The following is a 20,267-nucleotide window of genomic DNA, read 5'->3' on the forward strand; positions in this document are numbered from 1 at the left end:
AGAGAAGGGATCTAAAAGATACAAACCCGATTTTTAGTTTGAAGGAAATTGACTAGATTTTCAGGATGGATTATAAGAAGGAGAAATCAAGACTGAACTCAAAAACAACTCTATTCACATGGATTGGAGGGATATCGGCCTTGATCGCAATTATTCCTTTAATTTGGGCTGGGATCCAAGTTTTTGGAAACCGTTCATTTTTTAAGGAAAATGAACTTGGTGATTTTATTGGTGGTACATCTGGGACTTTCGCCTCATTTGCTGGCCTTGCCTTCGTTTATGTTGCTTTTTTAGGACAGCGGCTTCAAATTCTGATGCAGCAAGAAGAATTGGAACTTAACCGAAAGGAGTTAAAAGACACCAGAGTGGAAATCAGAGGCCAAAAGGAACAGCTAGAGCTTCAGAATAAACAGTTCCAGATTCAATCATTTGAAACTGTCTTCTTCAGTTTACTTAATTTATTTGAAAAGCAATCAAAACTCAGCTTTTCAGATAATTATGGGGATGAAATGTTAATAGAAAAACTTAAAAAATTCTATGGGAACATCAGGCAATTACATTTTCGAGAAGATTGGCCATCCCTGAACAAAAGAGAAAAAGCAATTGAAATTGGAAATACTTTTGATTTTAGTTTTTCTCAGGGTTTTGCTAGGGTAAGGGCTATAATGTCTTCAGCATTAGGTATACTGATTCATCTGGATGGCAATCGAAAAGTGATCGATCATGAATTTTACATTTCAATTTTTATGAACACCTTAAATGTGCATGAAACAAGAATAATTTTTTATGGGTATTTTTCGGGTTACATTTCATTCAAACAATATCAAATTCACCTATATAAAGAGCTTTTAGAAATAATTGTCCCAAATCATCTTTGTGACAATAGGGATAAAGAACTTTTGAAAATTTAAAATAAATAGGATTTCTATTGTCCTAACCCCCACTCCCTCACCGCCCTATCTTCACAGGAAATCATCCGCAGAAGATGGCGAAGTATCGTAAGAATGGCCAGCAAGCCTATCCGCTCTTTTGATCCACAGGTAGTAATCCAATACCCAAGCCCAAGATACCCCTTTGTTTCTGCATATCAACCCAAGCCCAAAGCCAAGTATGCTCCAGGTATCTTCCGAGTGCCACCTACAAGATATCTGTGGCAAAGTCGGAGGAAGCTTGGTGCAGAGGCATTGAAGGTAAAGCGTTAGGTAGGCGTTTCTGTGATTGTCTAAGGCTACCTGCGGCAGCCGAAACCAAGTTGGGTTTCGCCCTTTTAGGCCCTCGGGAAAAGTAAATTTTTATCCGAGGGTTGGCACCCAAGGTGTGACCTAATGCCAATTCTAAATCTGACCAATTTTGTAAGTTCGCGGAAATTTCATTTTTAATTTCAAGGATTTTTGGGTTTGAGGTTTTGGAAGATTTATAATATTCATAAAAATCTGAATACTTAGTATTTAATACAAGATTTAAATCAAAGCCATTACCGATAAGATAGACTATATTCATCATTTTATCACCATCATTCTTCCCCCAATTTCAACATTGCCTTCGCCACTGCCCTTCCTGAATCATCATATTCTTCATGGGGATAGCCATGACGCTCATTGAGCAGGTACAATTCTTTATAAAGCTGAAATGGATTCTGGGAGCCACTAACCCAAGAGATGACCACATCAAGCATTTCATTCATCACCGGTTGAAAGGTCATTCGGCCGTCGGAGCCCCTAATACCTTTATTGTCGCTTTTTCTCTTCCCGAGGTTGAGGAAAATGTTTTTTTCATCGTAGATGATATCCCGCATTTGCTTGTAATCTTCTCCTTTGGGTAAATGATCCATTAAAAGCTTCCGGATTCCTTTGTAGTAGATGTTGTATTTCTCTTCCGGACTATCCAATTGCCGAGCAACCAGTTGCTTTAATTCGTCTATTTCTTCTAAGGCACCTGAATCTCCCGAAATGGTCAATTGCTTCCCTTTCTTCTCATGGGCCCGTCTTAAGAGTTCCAGACGCTCTAAGTCTACTTCCGTCTGTTCCTTTTCTTTTTTGGGTTTTTATTTTTGCCATCCATAGTGGTAGTGGTTTATTTTAATTCGAAAACTTCCTTTATTTTTTTACTGGCATCCTTTATCGATTCTTCTTTCCAGGTAATTGGGTTTAACTTGCTTACGGCACTTTTACAGGTTGGGTAGTGCTCCTTAAAGGCCCCATAAAAATTCTTGCCGTAGAGTTCATTCTGGTACCAAGTGTAAAAGGAATAAATGAGTGAGGGATGGATCTCCTGCTCTTTGGCAAAGCGCTCCACCATATAGGGATTATTGATGTAATGCTTGATGTAGTGAAAGCCTTCGATAGGGAGGAAGTAATCTCTGGCAAAGCTGTTGGCCTTTTCTTCAATTAGAAATAAATCCTGATCATCAGAAAGGTGGAAATTATTTGAAATCACGGTTTCATAGTCAAAAAGGACATGATGCAATTCGTGTAATAGGGTAAACCAAAGGTTGGGGTACTTCTTTAAATAATCCGTGATGACGATGCAGGGTTTTCCATTGATATTGAATGTAGCCCCTCTTACATGTGTAGTTTCAAAATAGTCTTGAAAGATAACCGTGAGGCCTGCATTATATAGGGCCCTACTTACAATGTACAGTCCATTGTTCACGTCCTGGGAGTATGGTTTTATTTTGACTAGGGTATCTTTGAGCAACTCTCGATCATATGAATTGGGGTTATTGATTAATCCAAAAGTTTGGTAAGCGGACCTCACCCAAAAATCTTTCATTTTATCCGAAAAGGGTCTTTTGGATCTGCTATACAGGGGTTCGACCACTTGTGATTCATACTCTGCTATCGAATCAAATCCAAAATAGCTTAGGACCTTTTGAACTAGGTGATCGATATCATCACCTGAATCAAAAAAACCTCTTTTTGTCAAGGCTTTCACATCAAAGTTCTTCATTAGGAATTTTACCTTCCTTGCCCGGTCAATGGAGGCGATATTGTCGGAACTTTGGTTTTTGAGTACCATTTTGATGAACTTGTGGACATCGATATCCAAAAATTCGGCTACTTTGACGATGTGGATCAGGTTAGGTTGCTTAGCTGTCCCATCGAGAATCTCAGCAAAAACGTCCTTATCAATATTGAGAAGCTTAAGGGCTTTGGTTTTGCTGATCCCGTATTCTGTGATTTTATCTTCGAATCGTTGTTTCACACTGAATTCGGGACCATCATCAAAGATTTCTTGTAGAAGTTGGTCAATATCTAAATTTTTCATAAGGGAGAAATTACCCCTAAATTTAAGACATATTTTGTATAAAAAATACAAAATGAGGGTAATTACCCTTTATTTTATCTTCGTATTGATTCAATTAAAAAACTACTCTAAATATTGTGTCAATTAGTGTCAATTATTTTGAAGCTTGATACTAATCTGCAAAAAAACCTAGGAGTTTTCTTGGAAGCTTTGACCTTAAAAAAAAACTAAGTTTTCGAACCTTCCTCTCACTGCTGGTGAAGGATTTGAATTGGTTGGGCTGAGAGATATTGTTTATTTGGTTACTATCGTTAGAAGGCTTATTATCTCGCCAAAATCCGCAAATACCTATTTCAGGGTTCCGCTTTCTGGAAGATCTCCGTCGGTTTACAGTTAAAAATTAGCTTAAATACCCCCTCTAGGAGTAGTCAAATTTTGGTAGTTCCTAGTTGGGATTTGCAATCCCACCCTAATCTCCTTATCAATTTGCAATTGATGTATTTCTCTGATTTTTATCGAAAGATTCCAACACCTAAACAGGAGTAAATTTTGTCTTTTGGCCTTGAACTAGCTTTTACTATGGCAAGAAAGGGAAAAATTTGAATAAACCCAGCCCTACAAGCTGGCTTCCCGCAATATTGTGGGACAGGCTCTCCTAAAATTAGCCATTCAGGCTAACTTTTTAATGCTTGCCAGGTCCGTCAGGTAGGCAGCAACCCATGGAAAAATATCCAACGATGTATGAAAAATGATAAATTTCGAAGTGTGGCAAGTGCCGTGAGTGGTGATCCGCCTGAGGCGGACTGGCTACTAAGGTCGGCATAGCTGCCCTTTTCATTTATCCGGATTGCAAATCCTATGATAGGGGTTCGGGATTTCAAATCCCGAACAGCGAGAACAGCGAGATTTTGGGCAAAAAAAAACCACCGCAAGGGTGGTTGGAGAATTTGGGAATTGGCTTGAGAGTACTTGTTTTTTAAGCTTAGCTACTGGTTTTCGTCACTTCGAGTGGGGTACGAGTGAAGCAGTCTTGTCCTGATCTAAAGATTGCCTTCCCTACGGGAGGCAGGCCTGCCTTACGGTAGGCAGGCTTCTGGAAGACAAGGCTTATTAGATTAAATAGGGTTTTTGTTCCTTCCCTCCCGCCACTGCGGGCAGGCGCGATGACGGTCATTTCTTATTCCAGAAATAAATCAGCGAGGCCTGCCCCATCACACTCGTCAGGTTCTTCCCCTTCGGAAAGTCAGGCGTGCTGGACGGATCCAGCTGCCACTGATAGTTGCGGGCATGGATGAGCTGAAGCTTGGAACTCAATAAGAGATTCTTAAACTGTTTTTCGTAGAGGAAGCCTAAGGAAAAAGTCAATCTGGATTATTGTCTGAAAACCGACAACAATAAAAGCTATAGTAATTCCAGAAGATTATTGATAGCCGAATCCGAAATATTCGACTGCTCGGATTTATCGTAAATTGAAAGCAAGTGTACTTCCTCCCTTATTACTCTTACGTGTGTAATCACTCGACTTCCACCACTTTTTCCTTTTCCTTTACTTTTTATTGCCATTCGGATTTTATAGCAATTTTTTAAAAGAGGAGTTCCAAGTTTTGGATTATCCTGTAATTGCTCAACAAGGGCAGAAATATCACTTTTTACCGAGGGATACTTTTTGAAAAGTTTCTTTAAGTCCTTCTCAAATTGGGAGGTTGGTATAACTTTATAGCTCATCGAGTAATTCCTCGATTGTTTTAGGTTTTATTTTCCCTTTTTCAATCGCGATAGATTCTTTGTACCCTTTTGCTATACTCTCCAGAATACGCTTATCTTCAAGCTTATCCGAAAAATCAGAAAGACCAACAAACTTCATTTTCATTGCCTTTGCAAAGGCCTTTAAAGCAGTCAGCTGCTCTTCATTTTCAAATTCTATTGATGCAACTTTCATAGGTCAAATATACGAATTCTAGAATAATCCCGTCTAAAATAAGACGAACACAACAAATACAAAAAGTAAAAACCACCAAGAGCACAACGAATGAAACCACTAAGAGCACGAAGTTCACAAAGCTTAGTTCTTAGTGCCCTTAGCGTCCTTGGTGGTTAAATAATCCTTTCCCGATGCTCGGAACAAGATGTGGTTCAAAAAAAAAAACCACGAAGGGCACGAAGTTCACAAAGCTTCTTTAAAAAAACTCCTTAGTGCCCTTTGTGTCCTTAGTGGTTCATCTTCTTCGTGCCCTTTCCCGATACTCGGGACAAGATGTGTCTTTAGTGACTCAAAAAAAGAAAACCACAAAGAGCACAAAGTTCACAAAGCTTAGTTCTTAGTGCCCTTGGTGTCCTTTCCCGATGCTCGGGACAAGTTGTGGTTCAAAAACCCTTTCCAGATGCTCGGTACAAGATGTGTCTTTAGTGGCTAAAAAAAGAAAACCACGAAGAGCACGAAGTTCACAAAGCTTATTTCTTAGTGTCCTTAGTGTCCTTAGTGGTTAAAAACTCCTCTGTGGTTAATTGTCTTTATTCCAGAAATACACCGCACTCACCTGCCCCATTACGCTCGTCAGGTTTTTACCCTTGGGGAAGTCGGGGGTACTGGTAGGATCCAACTGCCACTGATAGTTGCGGGCATGGATGAGCTGCAGCTTGGAACTCAGCAACAAATTCCCAAACTGCTTGTCGTAGAGGAAACCGAGAGAGAGGTCGATCCAGGGTTTGCGCTCGGTGAATTGAAGCAAGGCTTTGTAATAGAAATCCACATTGTTATCCAAGCGCTCGAAAAACAGCCCAGTCTTATTCATTCCATTAATCTTGCTTATTTCAAAAGTTTGGATATTCGAGCCTGTTCCAATACCCACCCCTGTAGGTTGTCCATGGTGTGTAAGGCCTCCTATCGAACCATTCATATGCCAAGAAGCTCCGCCAGTTAGCCCAGGATATCTAATGTAACGATTGACCGATTCTTGCTGATGTGTAATTTCTCCCCTTATTAATAGATCCGAATCTAATCCTTCAATGCGAATTAGCTTATTAAAGCCAAAAATATAAGCCCTTGCATGCTCAGGGCTAATTATAAACTCCCTCCAATTTAAGGCATGATCCCTCCTTCCAAATTCGAAATACAATTCAAATCTCGACGGCTGATGGATATACCGGCCAAAAATCGTAATAAGTTGACTTCTTCCTTTATCCGATTCTCCGATCAAATCCGACCCAACGGACTGTTTGGTGACACCCCAAAAAACAGGTAAAATATCAATAAAGCCTGATCCAATAGAATCCGTAAAGGTCTGCACAGTTCTATTTGCCCCGAAATAAAAACCCTTAATCCACTTTGGATTGTAGCTCACCGTCAAGCCGTTTACATAGCGGTTCTTTTCTCTTGGTGTTCTAAAATAAAGAGCATTGAGGGAATCTGATTGCGTGGGTTCTCGTCTAGTGGTATTTAAAATGCCTGAGAATAAGTGCACCTCAAAGTTCCCCAAAAAGGTTTTCGCTGGCCTTCGTGTTCCTATGGAAGCCATGGGAAATCCCGGTGTATTATTGGAAAAAGTCAAGGCATTAAATTGCCCTGGACCAATCCATAAGTTTTGATTGGCTACAGCTAGTTCAAAAGCACCGAAACCGTAGGAGATTCGTGATTGGCCAAGACTAACTTGGCTATAGCTATTCGAACCAAAACGCTCTGGATTGTCTCCAAAATTCCAATATAAAAATCGGTTTCGATCCCATGAGCTATTACCTAAACCCTGAAATCCATTAAACGCTGCATTTTGTGCATACACCAAGTCTGGATAGTATGTAATACCTAATTCCCTCCATTGATAGTGAACCCCTCCAGCCAAATACAGCTGAGCACCAGGAGTAGGAATCATTCCGTAATCCCCAAAGCCATAAGTCCTTTTTGTATTTACTCTAAATGTGCTTAAAGTAGGTAAAATGGTGAACTCCATTTTGTTCTTCCTTACTTTTAGGGACTCCTTTGGCAAGGAATCAGAAAAGGTTAAAGTGGGCCTAATAAATAAGGAAGGACCTATAGAATCAGAAAATAGCTGATTTATCCGGGCCCGCTCCTCCAAAACAGGAAATCCCGCCGGAATAACCTGTGCGGGAGCGACTTGAAAACAAAAGAACAGTAATACTAATAGAAATCCTCTCAAAACAACCCTGGTAAAAATTCTAATAATTTTTGGAAATATCGGGAATACAGCCAAAAATAATTGGTATCCAGTCCATTTTCTTTACAAGCCCGCAAATCCTCCTGATTGATAATGACATTACTTTTCCAGGACTTCGTACTCAAGCCTCCGGTACGCATCTTCATCAAATCTATAGGCAAATAAAAATAGCTTAATTTTTCTCGATAAAGGAAGCGTACCAAGAGCTCAAAATCTGCGGCAATCTTATAATCCGTTCGGTAGTAGCCATACTTTTCAAAATTCTTTCGATAGGTGAAAAAGGTAGGATGTGCTGGCATTCTTCCTATCTTAAAGGATTCTAGGCTAAAACTTTGAGAGGAATAATAGCGAACCGTCCTTTCTAAATTATCAGGGCGAACAAAACGTACATCTGCATAAACAGAAGCTACCCTAAATTCCTGAAAAGCATTGACCACTTGAGAAATAGCATCCGATCGATGGTAAAAATCATCGGAGTTAATAATTCCCACAACATCTCCAGATGCCATTTGAATGCCCTTATTCATGGCATCATAAAGCCCCTTATCCGGTTCAGATAGCCATTTGGAAACCGTATCATTATAAGAACGAATTATATCCTGAGTTCCATCTTTAGAATTGCCATCTACAACGATGTATTCTATATTCGGATAATCCTGGGAAGCCACACTCTCAATGGTATCTTTAAGAGTAGCTGCAGAGTTATAGGTAACTGTTATTAAGGATACTTTCAAGATTATTCCAGGGGAGTTTTTGAAAGAATGTAATTACCAAGAACAAGAATATCCAAATCAGTTCTCAAAAAGCAATCAATAGCTTCCTCAGGAATATTTACCACCGGTTCATTTTCATTAAAGGAAGTATTTATCAAAATTGGGATTCCTGTAAGCTTATGGAATTCAGAAATTAAGCGATGGTACCGAGGCCTAAGCTCTATTTTTACCGATTGCAGTCTACCTGATCCATCTACATGAGTAACAGCTGGTATCAATTGCCTTTTTTCCTCTTTGATCGATAACACTCGCTCCATAAATGGAGTGAACTGATATTCATGAAAGTATTCTGGGCCAAACTCTTCTAAAATGGATGGGGCAAAGGGCCTAAAAGATTCTCTCTTCTTTATTTTTTCATTCAACAGAGATTGGGCTCTGGGATTACGGGGATCAGCCAGAATTGATCTACTCCCCAAAGCTCTAGGACCGAATTCTGCACTTCCATCAAAAAATCCAACAACATTACTTTCTGAAATCTTTTTCGCAACAAATGAAAACAATTCTTTATCCTCAAGAAAAGTAAATTCGAGTTCCATTCGGATCAAAACCTCTCTTATCTGCTCATTCGAAAATGAAATACCCAAATTTGCATTGTAAAGAGGAGCAATCCTTTGATTTTTTTGATTTTGGAAAAATTCAAATTGAGCAGCTCCCATTGCAATTCCTGCATCATGACCTGCACTTGGAATGTATAATTCTTCAAAAGATGTATTTTGGATTAATTTCCCATTTGCCACGGAGTTTTGTGCTACTCCTCCAGCAATAGCCACATTTTTATAACCTGTCAGCTTATAAGCTCTTTCAACAATTCCAAATATTAGATCTTCAGTATGACGTTGTAGACTTGCCGCAATGTCTTGATGTCGTCCTTCGATAGGCTCCCCTTTTTTTCTAGATTTTCCAAACGACTCCTCAAACTTTTCTCTTTTAAAAAGCTGACTAACTTGAGGCATTTTATTTTCATAGGAAATAATACCTCCGTCTAGGTCAAAAAAAGATTCATCCCATTCGAGAATATTTTCCTTACCTAACCAGATTAACTTTCGAAGTTCATTTAAATATCTAGGTTCACCGTACGGAGAAAGTCCCATTACCTTGTATTCATCTCCGTAATATGGAAAACCCAAAAACTGTGTAAAAGCTGTATAAAACAAACCTATACTAACTGGGAAGTCTTGAGATTCTAATACTTCAATCTTATTTCCAAGCCCTTTACCGATCATTACAGTAGAAAAATCACCTGAACCATCAATAGATATAACAGCCGCTTCATGAAATGGACTTGAAAAGAAAGCTGATGCCAAATGCGCTCGGTGGTGCTCAACATATCGAATAGATGGACAATACCCAAAATGTTTTTTAATCTCTTCTTGAATATTCCCTAAGTCATTTCTATTAGAAAATCGTTGCTGAAACATCCCTAAGGCTGATTTAGGCCTTTTTAGTAGATACGCTAACTTATTTCCAAATTTAGCTTTAGGATCCCTCCCGATACAAATGGCTTCGACTTGGTCTATTGAAATGCCTTCCGCTTTTAAACAAAATTCAATTGAGCGTAAAGGAAGTCCAGCCCAATGCTTGATGCGCTCAAATCTCTCTTCTTCCGTTGCAAAAATAACATGACCATTTTTTACTAAAGCTGCGGAGCTGTCAGCGTGAAATGCATTAATTCCAATTATGTACATTGTATTTAATAAATTATATGTTAACCTTGAGAAACATACACTTGCATAATATAGAGGTTATATAATCACCTTTAAGAATGATCATTTATGCTATTTATTTGTTATTCAATTAATGCAAAGGCTTCCCTAGATAGTTCTCAATTTCTTGAACCAGTGGCTTGCCTGAAAACTTGGCCCGCCTCTTAATGTCATACACCTTGGCATCAACTAAAAAGCGGTACCAAAATCCTTGCAAAAAGTGCCAAATAAGCCCTTTTGTGCCATCCAAAAAACCCAATTTGATGAAATAGCGATAGAGGAAGTAGATGAATGGGCGGGTAAATAAAGGGAGATTGGCGTATTTGATTTTGAGCCAGCGCTTACGTTGTTCTTGTGAGCCAAAAAGGGCTGGGTTTACCTCGTCGTACTCCAAAAAGTTATAGCGTATGTTGAGCAAGTCAACCAATTCACGAGTAGCATAGTGGTTATGCTTGGTAGTCCACCAAGTAAGGTCGTTTAAATTATCATCCACTAGATCATGCTCAAAAAAAACGGGCGTATCCGTGGTTACTTTAATATGTTCATCCATCCACCTTTTTTCGCAAAAACCTTTTTCGTGATGCCAAATACGAAGTAACCATGTGGGATAATACCCACCTCTTTTAATCCATTTACCCATAAAATGTACCCGCCGCTTTACATAAACTGCAGTTTCTTCCGGCAACATTGCGGGGAGTTTGATAAGGATTTCTTTTTGCAATTCGGGAGTTGCGTACTCGTCTGCATCCATGCGCATAACCCATTGGGTAGTAATGGGACAGTTTTCCAACCCCCAATTGAACTGCTCAGCATAGTTGACCCAGGGGTTTTGGAAAACTTCAGCACCTAAAGATCGGGCTATTTCGAGAGTATCATCAGAAGAGTAACTATCGACAATGAAAACGGCTTTGGCGAAGGGCTGCACGCTTTGAATACAGCGGCGTAGGTGCAAGGTTTCATTATGGGTGAGAATGAGAACTGAGAGGTCGGGTTTCATAGCCGCGCTTTAATGAACATGGACTTCCAAAGGTAAGGCAAGCGCCCGCTCCCCTCGAACTGCACCACTTTGAACCCTTGTTCCTCTACCAAAGCAGAAAGCGTTTTACACGACCAAAATTTGATGTGCCCGCCATCCCAGAGGGGGTTCAGGTGCAAATCCCATTTATCTAAAACGGAGAGCATCAAATTTTTAAGATAGCCATTGTAAGGTGTGGAGATGATCAACTCCCCGCCCCCGTTTTTGGCAAGTACGTCTTTACAGAACTTGATATAGCCCCTTGGATCGTAAAGGTGTTCTACTACTTCCGTAGAAATGATGGTATCGAACGTAAGGTGTTGCAGTCCTTCGGGCAAAGTATCTTTGGTAAGGTCTTGCAGAAAGAAGCGCTCTGGATGGTGCTTTTGTGCGATGGCGATTCCCTGTGGGGAAGCATCGGAACCATATATTTCAAACCCTTTGGCCATAAGAGCCCTTGCAATGGCCCCATCTCCACATCCTACGTCGAGTATGGTTTTGTTTTTTCCGCTATTTAGCAGCTTGAGTAGGGATGGGATTAAGTAGCCATGGGAACAAATTTCACCTCCGCTAAAACCGTATTCTTTATATGTTGCCATTCAAGACATTTTAAATTGGTGATAGGCTTTTAAGTATTTTTCCGTAAGCTTTGCAGAGGAAAATTGCTGACATACTATTTTTTGGGCATTTGAGGCAATAGATAACCTTTTTGTGTTTTGCTTTTTAGATGCAATAATAGCATTCGCTAAACTTTCTGGGGTATGATCAGCTACCCAACCTAATTGATGATCTTTTACAAAACTACTCAAACCAACCCCTTTGGTAACAACAGTGGGCAATCCATTAGTCCAAGCCTCGACGAGTACCATACCAAAGTTTTCGGTATAGGAGGGTAATACCAATATATCAGATTGTTGATATGCTTCGATTTTTTCTTTTCCTTGCAGAAAACCTTTCCAATAGAGGTATGAAGCAATGCCTACATTATTTGCCTGTTTTTTAAGTTCATTTTCATAGTCTTCTTCGCCTCCACCAACCAAAATTAGTTTGAAAGGAAACTCTAGCTTCGCCAACGCATTAAATAGTAATTCTATTCCTTTTACGGGATGCAACCTGCCTACAAAAAGAATTTGAAAGGGATTATGTTCTTGATTTCGAGCAAAAGATACAGGCTTCTCGAGCATAGCCTCCATTTCATAAGGCAGATAATTAGGTAGTACAAAACCGTTCCAATTCGGCAACAATTCTTTGCATTCTTCCCATTCCTTATGAGTGGTTGCATGTAAATACGTATTTCTCAATATATGTTTTCCTAAAAATACATGTAGCCACTTTTTTACACTGCTTTTACTCTTTTTAAAAGAGTAGACAGATAATGCACCTCTAGGGGACAAAATGGGTTTAACCCCTCTGAATATGCAAATTAAAGCACTTAAAACAGAGACTAAATTCCACCAAGAGTGAATATGCACAATATCAAACTGTTTTACAGAACGCCAGAGAGCACAAAGCAAGGCAGGAGAAAAATGGCTATGCCCCTTTGTGATCCTTTTAAAATAGTAAACAGAGACACCATCTACATCTTGAGTAAGATTAACTGGGACATCTAGTTCCTCTTCTCCATTTGCGGTAGTTGTATATACCGTTACTTTATTAATTATAGAGATGGATTCACAAAGGCGACTAACTGATACGACTGGCCCACCGTAAATAAATGCTGGCTTATAGGATGCTACCAAATGCAAAATGGATAAAGACATTTACAAAAATCTTATACTATTTAATCCTGAGAAATAAATATAATAAATAAAAAATAACTAAATATTGAAACCAACCTAACAAAGAAGCAACAAATTCAGAACCACTTGATGCCATACCAGAATATATGATTAGTGTATATCCCAGAAAATAAACTACGGAGTTATTTATTCTTAATATAAAATTAAAAAATCGAGCTGTAATCATTCCCAAAATATACATTCCAATAGGAATTCCTAGTATCCCAAAATTCCAATATAGGTCACCAACATCAGATACACCAATTGCAGTACCCTCTGCCCCAAGCAAATTACCAAATTCATAACTACTAACCATTATAGGCTTTTCCGGCCATATTAAGCGTGGAATAAGTCCATAAATCAATTTATCAAAAGCTTCACCAAATTTATAACCACCCTCATTAACAAAATCTACAACCACAGCATAAACAGGCATTTCATACATCCGAAGAAATATTATCTCATAAATTTCTCGTTGATAAAATATACTCCCAGCAGAAGATATATTAGAATATTTTTCTAGAAAACCAACATTATATACCATATTAAAAGCAGTAGAAAAACTAATTTGCTCTGGATTATCCCCAAAATAATAGTAACGGGCTACTGAAACAAATGGAAAAACAAAAAGATATAAAGCAGACCCTAATGGAAGTAAATATACCAATAATAATCTAGTAAGATTTTTTCGGTATTTAATTAAAATATAAAATAAATATGGAATTATAGCTAGAAAAATTGCTGCTTTGGAAAGTTTATTAATATTTAATCCAACGACAACTAAAGTAGAGAACACTAACAATGGATGCTTTATATTATCCTTTATATTGGAATAAATGATCAACAAAAGAAGGGCGAAACCTATTCTATTTAATAATACACCAAGAGAGCCCAAAAATTTAAAAGCAGATGGGAATAAAGCAAACAAAAGAAAAAAAGTGGCACTAATTACAAACCAATTTATGCTAAACTTTTTAGATTTAAAAACAGGATCTAAGTTAATATTTTTTGAATGGTTTTTAAAAGCAGTTATGTAAAATAACTCACCTAAAATATACAGAATTGAAAAAAAAGCAATATTAGTTATTGGAACTTGAATGATTGAAACCTGCATTCCTTCATAATCGGGAAAAATAAACAAGGTTAAAAAAGCTCCAGCTATACCAATAAAAAATTTGTAAATAGCCCTTAATACAAGTGGATGAATTATAGTTTGAAATCTTTCTTTTTCATTAAAAAATAAAGTTACCCCGTATACACTAATTATTATGGATGTAAATATATTAATAAAATAGCTTGAAACCGAAAAATGGAATAAAATAAAAGATATTAATACTCCAAATAGCAGAATAGCCTGTTCTTGACTGATACTTTTATATCTCAAAATAACAAAGTATAAATATAAATCTAGATTAAATAAAAATTTTTATTTTTAGCAAAACAGGCATATATCTATTTAATAAAAATTCTTTTAGAACTATTAATATACATTACGAACTCAATTATAATCAACGACATTGAGATTATAACAAGACTTTCAAAAATAAAAGTTAAAGAATAAAAAATAACTATAGTCAGAATTGCTAAAACTAGATATAACAACGATTGAAACATATGTTTATTGATTGCCAAAGAAGCCGTATAGTTACTGTACCAGGTCGCATAAATCACTGCACTTAGGTTCAGTAGATTACAGAGAAAAAAATCGTAAGGTATTTCGTTTTGGGTCCAAAGTTTAAGTATGAATTCTTCTAATATCAATAATCCCAGAAAGCAGCTAACAGCTATTGCTATACTCAGAAATTGTGATTTTTTAATATAAAATCTTAGTTTTAGAGAGTCTTTTTTCCCATAGGCAAAGGTAATTTCAGGATAGAAAGAATGGCTTACTGTATTTACCAATTGCTTCACCATGTTGGCAATGACCCTATATACATTAAATGCGGCCAATGTGGTAGCACCAAAGACTACACCTATAATAATATTGATTCCTTGTATGTTGATGGCATTGCCTAAGGGGAAGCCCATAGAAGAAATAGAAGGCAATGCTAATCTCCTAATTAAATGTTTGTTGTAGGAAGGCATTCTAAGGCTGGCTAACAAATTTGGCTCATATTTACTTGCGCTATAAACCCATAGAAAAGTAATGATGATACGTAAGCAGAGGTAGCTGAGGGCCATTACTAATAAAGACCGACTCCACCAAGCCGCGGAAATCACTATTAAGAACTCAACCCCCCGGCTGATATTGGCAAGAAAGGTGCCCTGCGCGTATTTCCCTTTCCCTCTGAGCACGGCCATAAAAATTCCCCCTACCAATGATATAGCCGTGTACATGACGAGTGCCGAGAGGATCCAAGCTACTTCGTTCTTCTCTAGACTTTTTATGTTTAAAAGTGCTTGAGGATTAAGTAACCAAATACAAAGCAAAAACACCACACTTACTCCAAATACTAATGTACAAGTCAACAAGAATGCATTTCTCAGCACTAAGCTAAATTGTTTAGCATCACCTTTGGCTTCTGCTAAAGCTAGCTCATTGCCAGCTATTTGTGTAATACCTAAATTTGAGAAGGTAAGATAAGCCGGAATAGAACTCAATAAAACCCACTCTCCGTATAGTTGCATACCAAAAACCGTCAATAACAAGGGTACACTAACTATCTGTATCCCTAACGTAATCGCTTGAGCAAAACTGTTAGAAGAAAAATTTTGTACAACTTTATTTATCTTTAAGCTTATAAATTTATCTTTCAGCTGCATTCCTACCTATTAAATCACTTGTAGGCAATAATATTTTCACCACTCACAGCATAGTTGAACTTTTGGGAGGAACAGGCTTGGAAAAAAGCTTCACCACATCCACTTTTCTTATGGTCATGTAGCTCGATAGCTATCATATTTGTAGCACTTAAATCAATATCCTCATTGAATACCTCAAGCTCAGCTCCCTCAATATCAATTTTCAAGAAATCAAAGTACGGGATATTATATTTTTCTTTCAATTTTTCTATCGTAAGAGATTCAATGGTTAGTTCAACATCCATAAAGGTTTCATCGTTTTGGTCACTAATCTTTACACTTCCTCCTAATGTGGATTTCTCCGAGTTAAATTGTATCAAACCAGCATTTTTCCACAATGCTGCATTGGTTGGGTAAATTCTTTCGAACCCCCGAGTATTTTTAATCAATTGCTTGAAAATATTTTTATCGGGTTCTAATGCAATTATTATTGCATCTGGGTATAGGAAATAAAAAAATAATGCACTCATTCCAATATTAGCTCCAGCATCAAGAATAAATTTTGGTTTATGTTTTTTTGGGAGCTTATATTCTTCATTAATAAAAATAGTTCTAAATATATCAGAATCACTTGTTCTTCCTCTCAAATAGACACTTAATTTTATATTATTCCTCTTGAATTCTAACAAAAATTCCTTAGCAAATATTCGTACTAGAAAAAATAATTTAAAAGTATTAACTAAACCAAGTTCTGGGATAGCTGATAAGAATTTTGCAAAATAAGCAAGTGTAGCGGCCAACTTTTTCAATTTTTTCTTAATTTACTTAACGTTCAAATAAAACTAGACAAATATAAACATTTGATTATTTTTTATAAAAATATAGTACAAGCTCAAAATTTTTATTACTTGAATATTTGGTTTTTTACCAATCATTATAAAACCTTTTATTTAACTATCAACCTTTCTTTATGAAGACCTAGCTGAATAATGATTGTTTATTTTGGATTTTATTGAAAGTTCGATTCAATAACACTTTCATCAATATTCTTTATTAAGGAACTAAGACGACTCTCATGGTCATAACCAGAATTAATAGATCTCACGTATCCTGCTTTTGCAATTTCAACTATAAGATTTGGATTTGCTAAATAAGATTTAACTTTATCAAGTAGTTCTTCGTCTGTATTAAAATACACTGCTTCCTTTCCATCTTCAAAGAATTCTTCGTGCTTATAACTTCGTTCCGCTAACATAAATGTTCCACAAGCTGGAATTTCAAAAGACCTACTGTCCTGAAAATCTCTATTTTCTTTTCTCAAGAAATGTAAGGCTATTTTCATTCCACAAATCACTTTTCTATATTCATCTCCATAAATGGCGTCAGACTTTACATATCTTAATAATCCTGATTTCTGGAATTCTTTTTTCCAACCTGGACCATAAACATAAACATCAATTCCATTTTTAATCAAATATTTAATAGAGTTTGACCTAGCTTCTGCATAACTACCGATAAAGCCTACTTCAACAGAATATTTCTTTTTTTCTTCAGGATTTAATTTAATGGGATAATGTAGTTTTCGATTATACGATCGATCATATTCAATTACTTTTTTAGCCCCATAACCCAAATATTCCTTAATGTTTTGAGGTCTAGGAACAAAATGAATATCATAAAAAGGTATTGATTTTTTAAATATATGCCAACCGTATTTATAATGCCCGAAAGGATCATCCGGATTAAAGTGTACTTTTCTCTGTGAAATTGATTGTAATATTTCAGGAAATAGATATAATCCTTTATCAACCCATATTAAATCTGGATCAAACTTATTTATCTCTTCTACAAAGGATTTATTTAATTTTTTAGCTAAAAACTTTAAACCATATCGATATAAAAATGCATTTAATATTCGATTTTTCGGTAAAAATATCCTAAAATCAAATTTATGTACACTATGCCCTATATTTTGAAAGGCCTGCATTCTACCTAAAGAATGAGATCCAAATTCAATATTTCCAGCAAAAAATATTTTCATAAATTAAGTATCTCTTTATATATTTTTATATACTCTTTTGTGATTTTATTTATAGAAAAACGCCTTCTATTTATAAACCCATTCGCAATTAATTGTTCCCTATATTCATCATCATCAATAATTTTAAGGAAGCCGCTTTTCATTGATTCTATATTGAATGGATCTACTAGGTGAGCAGCATTACCTGCCACTTCTGGCATAGAAAGAATATTGGCTGTGATGACTGCTCGGCCGACGGCATTGGCCTCTACAATGGGCATTCCGAAGCCTTCGTAGGTAGAAATGAGGGAAAGTATATCGCACTCGGCGTATTTCTGCCTTACTTCTTCATTGCTTAAGTTCCAAGAAATTTGGTGGCTTATGTTGTAGGCTTGCAGTTTTTCGAGGAGTGGTTCGGGGAGTTTGCCTACTATCTCCAAATGGCAGGGAATGTCTTTAATGGCTTCTATTAAGCGCTCTATGTTTTTATTGAATGCCACGCCTAGCTGCAAAATCACGGGTTTTTCCTTGTTGAACGGCTTGGGTATGGGTTTAAAGTCATCGGAAATGGGGACATATACCACTTTTACTCGTTCGGCAGGGAAACTGGTGTACTTCAGCAGCTCTTGTTTGGTAGCTTGGGAGATGGTGGTAATGAGTTGGGCCTTTTTGACGGGCAGGGTAATCCAGAAAAACTTCAAAAAAGCCCTTGCCCACTTGGAAGGGTGTTTCATAAAGCCCACATCGAGGACTGTAAGCACGGTTTTGCGCTTTTGTAGCAGCAGGGTAAGGAAATGAACATCCCCCGTTACATGGTTCACATCGCCTTGGCTTTGTGCCGCTTCCCACATAATATATAGCCGCTTCCAAAGCCCAATGCTCTCATGCTTGGCCGGGTGATAAACCCCTTCCAAATCGGAAGGAAGGTTTCTACGAACCGCATCAAAAATAAACTCAACGCTGAAGTTGCCGAATTTGCGCGGTCTGCGTTGGAAAAACACAACTATGGGGCGCGAATGGGTTTTGCTCATGGTTAAGACCTAAACTGTTCTGCTATTACCAAGCTCCAGTATTTGCTCCAATGCATACTACCTTGCATAAATCCTTGTTGTTTGGCTGCTATGTGGGGGGTAGATGGCGTCATGGCCTGTACTTGTGCTATGTGCTGCTTCAGCCATAGGGCAAAGGGAAATGTAAAACCATATTTTTGGCGAAACACGACACCATCTGGGAGTAGGTTACGGAAGGTGTGGGAAAGCAAATATTTGGGTCGCTCGTTGCGGTATTTGATGGCAGGGGCAATGCTCAGAACAGTTTCCAATAGTTGCCTATCCAAAAATGGCACCCTCACTTCCAAGGCATGCCACATACTCATGAAGTCGGTATCTTTCAATAGTTGGTTTTCCATGTAGATATTTGACTCCAAATACGAAGCGTAGTTTTCGTCCTTTTCTTGCGGAGCGCCTTCAAAACGGACTTGCCGCAGGGTATCCATCACCTGTTTTTCAGGTATTTCTAATATGAGGGAAATATCTTGAGACGGGTACAGGCCGCGCAAGAATAAATAATCGCCTGTTTCATTCCTTAACTGCAAATAGGCAATGCGCTTGTATGCATCTTTGAACTTTCCCAGGGTGGCACCTAAGGCGGCAGTGGGTAAATTGCGCAGTAACTGCAACTGTTTCATGCGCTTGAAGGAACTGTACCCACCAAAATACTCATCTCCTCCTAAGCCTGAAAGTACTGCTTTTAGGCCGTTATCGTGTGCGCATTTGGCAATGAAGTAACTGTTTACGCCATCTATGGAAGGCTGATCCATCGCTTGGAACACATCTTCCAACTGGCTCAAAAACAGTTGGTCGTCCACACAGAAGGCAGTGTGTTGGCTCTGTATGTGTTCCAACACCATCTGCTGGTAGGCCGATTCATCAAAAGAAGCTTCTTTGAACGTTACCGAAAGCGTATTGAGCTTTTTGCTCCCCAATTGGTGAGCCAGCAAGGTGAGCAAACTGGAATCTATGCCCCCACTCAAGAACACTCCCAAGGGGGCATCAGCAATCAGGTGGCGCTCTACTGCTTGCGTAAGTTGTTCCTTAATTAGCGCTTCGGCTTCTGCTGCTGAGCTTATCTCATCTGTATAAGCAAATTGGTGAAACCTCGTAATGCTGTGCGAAAAACCGTTGAGAGAGAGAGTTAAACAGCTTCCTTTTGCAAGCATCTTTACATCTCTAAGAGTAGTGAATGGAAAAGGCAGCGAACCGAAAGCCAAAAACAGAACTTTCCAATTGGGTTGCTCAGGCCAGTCTGCCCGGTAAGCACTAAAGGCACGTACTTCGGAGGCAAAAATGAGCCGCCCTTCTTCAAAGGCATAGTAAAGAGGCTTTATCCCAGCATGGTCGCGTACTAAGTGTACCTGTTGGCCTGCTTTATCGTACAAAGCAAAGGCAAACATCCCATTGAACTTGGCAAATGCCTCTATGCCCCACTCTTGGTAAGCGTACAGAATTACTTCACTGTCGGTAGTAGAACGGAACCGGTAGCCTTTAGCCAGTAGGTCTGCTTTTATCTGTTGGAAATTATATATTTCCCCATTGAAGGCTAAAATCAGGTTGCGATCTTCAGAAAGCATAGGCTGATGACCCTGCTCAGAAAGATCGATGATGGACAATCGGCGATGGCCTAACAGCACCCCTCCTGCTTCATAAGTCCCCTGATCATCAGGCCCTCCCCTTCGGAGTGCATACAGCATGGCCTCTAGCTTTTCTTTACTCTCTGGTTGAGGATGGGCTTCAATGATTCCAGCAATACGGCACATGCGTGT

Annotated in this window: 18 protein-coding genes; 1 reads left to right on the plus strand and 17 read right to left on the minus strand. The window is 38.2% G+C overall.

Features of this window, described 5'->3' with window-relative positions; genetic code table 11:
• The first annotated feature begins 65 nt into the window (after window positions 1-65).
• Entirely contained in the window at window positions 66-911 is an 846-nt protein-coding gene (locus tag BLQ57_RS13825) for a hypothetical protein (RefSeq protein WP_087940158.1), read from the plus strand.
• Between the two features lie 226 nt (window positions 912-1,137).
• Here BLQ57_RS13825 and BLQ57_RS13830 read toward each other — a convergent pair whose 3' ends face one another.
• The 17 genes from BLQ57_RS13830 to asnB all read right to left on the minus strand — a co-directional run bounded on the left by BLQ57_RS13830 (window position 1,138) and on the right by asnB (window position 20,261).
• Window positions 1,138-1,503: an AbiH family protein gene (locus tag BLQ57_RS13830; RefSeq protein WP_205635627.1), complete on the minus strand. Its 366-nt coding sequence runs from the start codon at window positions 1,501-1,503 to the stop codon at window positions 1,138-1,140.
• Window positions 1,504-1,513: 10 nt separating this feature from the next.
• Window positions 1,514-1,957: a hypothetical protein gene (locus BLQ57_RS13835; RefSeq protein ID WP_205635628.1), complete on the minus strand. Its 444-nt coding sequence runs from the start codon at window positions 1,955-1,957 to the stop codon at window positions 1,514-1,516.
• Between the two features lie 116 nt (window positions 1,958-2,073).
• Window positions 2,074-3,267 (minus strand): ImmA/IrrE family metallo-endopeptidase, encoded by a 1,194-nt coding sequence (locus BLQ57_RS13840; protein ID WP_087940161.1) that lies wholly within the window; start codon window positions 3,265-3,267, stop codon window positions 2,074-2,076.
• 1,380 nt (window positions 3,268-4,647) lie between these two features.
• Window positions 4,648-4,971 carry a type II toxin-antitoxin system RelE family toxin gene (locus BLQ57_RS13855; RefSeq protein WP_087940164.1) on the minus strand — a complete coding sequence of 108 codons (324 nt, stop codon included), beginning with the start codon at window positions 4,969-4,971 and terminating at the stop codon, window positions 4,648-4,650.
• Window positions 4,961-5,185, minus strand: coding sequence for a hypothetical protein (locus tag BLQ57_RS13860; RefSeq protein WP_087940165.1), 225 nt, complete (start codon window positions 5,183-5,185; stop codon window positions 4,961-4,963). Before BLQ57_RS13860 ends, BLQ57_RS13855 begins: the two co-directional genes overlap by 11 nt.
• Before the next feature lie 562 nt (window positions 5,186-5,747).
• Window positions 5,748-7,190, minus strand: coding sequence for a capsule assembly Wzi family protein (locus BLQ57_RS13865; RefSeq protein WP_240507831.1), 1,443 nt, complete (start codon window positions 7,188-7,190; stop codon window positions 5,748-5,750).
• A gap of 203 nt (window positions 7,191-7,393) precedes the next feature.
• Window positions 7,394-8,149, minus strand: coding sequence for a glycosyltransferase family 2 protein (locus BLQ57_RS13870; protein WP_087940166.1), 756 nt, complete (start codon window positions 8,147-8,149; stop codon window positions 7,394-7,396).
• A gap of 2 nt (window positions 8,150-8,151) precedes the next feature.
• Complete coding sequence (locus BLQ57_RS13875) at window positions 8,152-9,873, minus strand: carbamoyltransferase family protein (protein ID WP_087940167.1); 1,722 nt, start codon at window positions 9,871-9,873, stop codon at window positions 8,152-8,154.
• A 109-nt stretch (window positions 9,874-9,982) separates the two neighbouring features.
• On the minus strand, window positions 9,983-10,888 hold the full coding sequence (locus tag BLQ57_RS13880) for a glycosyltransferase family 2 protein (protein ID WP_087940168.1): 906 nt from the start codon (window positions 10,886-10,888) through the stop codon (window positions 9,983-9,985).
• Complete coding sequence (locus BLQ57_RS13885) at window positions 10,885-11,505, minus strand: class I SAM-dependent methyltransferase (RefSeq protein ID WP_087940169.1); 621 nt, start codon at window positions 11,503-11,505, stop codon at window positions 10,885-10,887. Before BLQ57_RS13885 ends, BLQ57_RS13880 begins: the two co-directional genes overlap by 4 nt.
• Window positions 11,506-12,666 carry an XrtY-associated glycosyltransferase XYAG1 gene (locus BLQ57_RS13890; RefSeq protein ID WP_087940170.1) on the minus strand — a complete coding sequence of 387 codons (1,161 nt, stop codon included), beginning with the start codon at window positions 12,664-12,666 and terminating at the stop codon, window positions 11,506-11,508.
• Window positions 12,667-12,682: 16 nt separating this feature from the next.
• Entirely contained in the window at window positions 12,683-14,068 is a 1,386-nt protein-coding gene (locus tag BLQ57_RS13895) for an O-antigen polymerase (protein ID WP_087940171.1), read from the minus strand.
• Window positions 14,069-14,136: 68 nt separating this feature from the next.
• Window positions 14,137-15,447, minus strand: a complete 1,311-nt coding sequence (locus BLQ57_RS13900; protein ID WP_087940172.1) for a lipopolysaccharide biosynthesis protein — start codon at window positions 15,445-15,447, stop codon at window positions 14,137-14,139.
• A gap of 14 nt (window positions 15,448-15,461) precedes the next feature.
• Window positions 15,462-16,235, minus strand: coding sequence for an FkbM family methyltransferase (locus tag BLQ57_RS13905; protein ID WP_087940173.1), 774 nt, complete (start codon window positions 16,233-16,235; stop codon window positions 15,462-15,464).
• A gap of 200 nt (window positions 16,236-16,435) precedes the next feature.
• Window positions 16,436-17,467: a CgeB family protein gene (locus BLQ57_RS13910; protein ID WP_087940174.1), complete on the minus strand. Its 1,032-nt coding sequence runs from the start codon at window positions 17,465-17,467 to the stop codon at window positions 16,436-16,438.
• Window positions 17,464-18,477, minus strand: coding sequence for a glycosyltransferase family 4 protein (locus BLQ57_RS13915; RefSeq protein WP_087940175.1), 1,014 nt, complete (start codon window positions 18,475-18,477; stop codon window positions 17,464-17,466). The genes BLQ57_RS13910 and BLQ57_RS13915 overlap by 4 nt, the downstream gene beginning before the upstream one ends.
• 2 nt (window positions 18,478-18,479) lie before the next feature.
• Window positions 18,480-20,261 (minus strand): asparagine synthase (glutamine-hydrolyzing), encoded by a 1,782-nt coding sequence (gene asnB / locus BLQ57_RS13920; protein WP_087940176.1) that lies wholly within the window; start codon window positions 20,259-20,261, stop codon window positions 18,480-18,482.
• Window positions 20,262-20,267: the final 6 nt, after the last annotated feature.

This window comes from Algoriphagus faecimaris (genome assembly GCF_900101705.1).
In the GTDB taxonomy this organism is placed as follows: Bacteria; Bacteroidota; Bacteroidia; order Cytophagales; family Cyclobacteriaceae; genus Algoriphagus; species Algoriphagus faecimaris.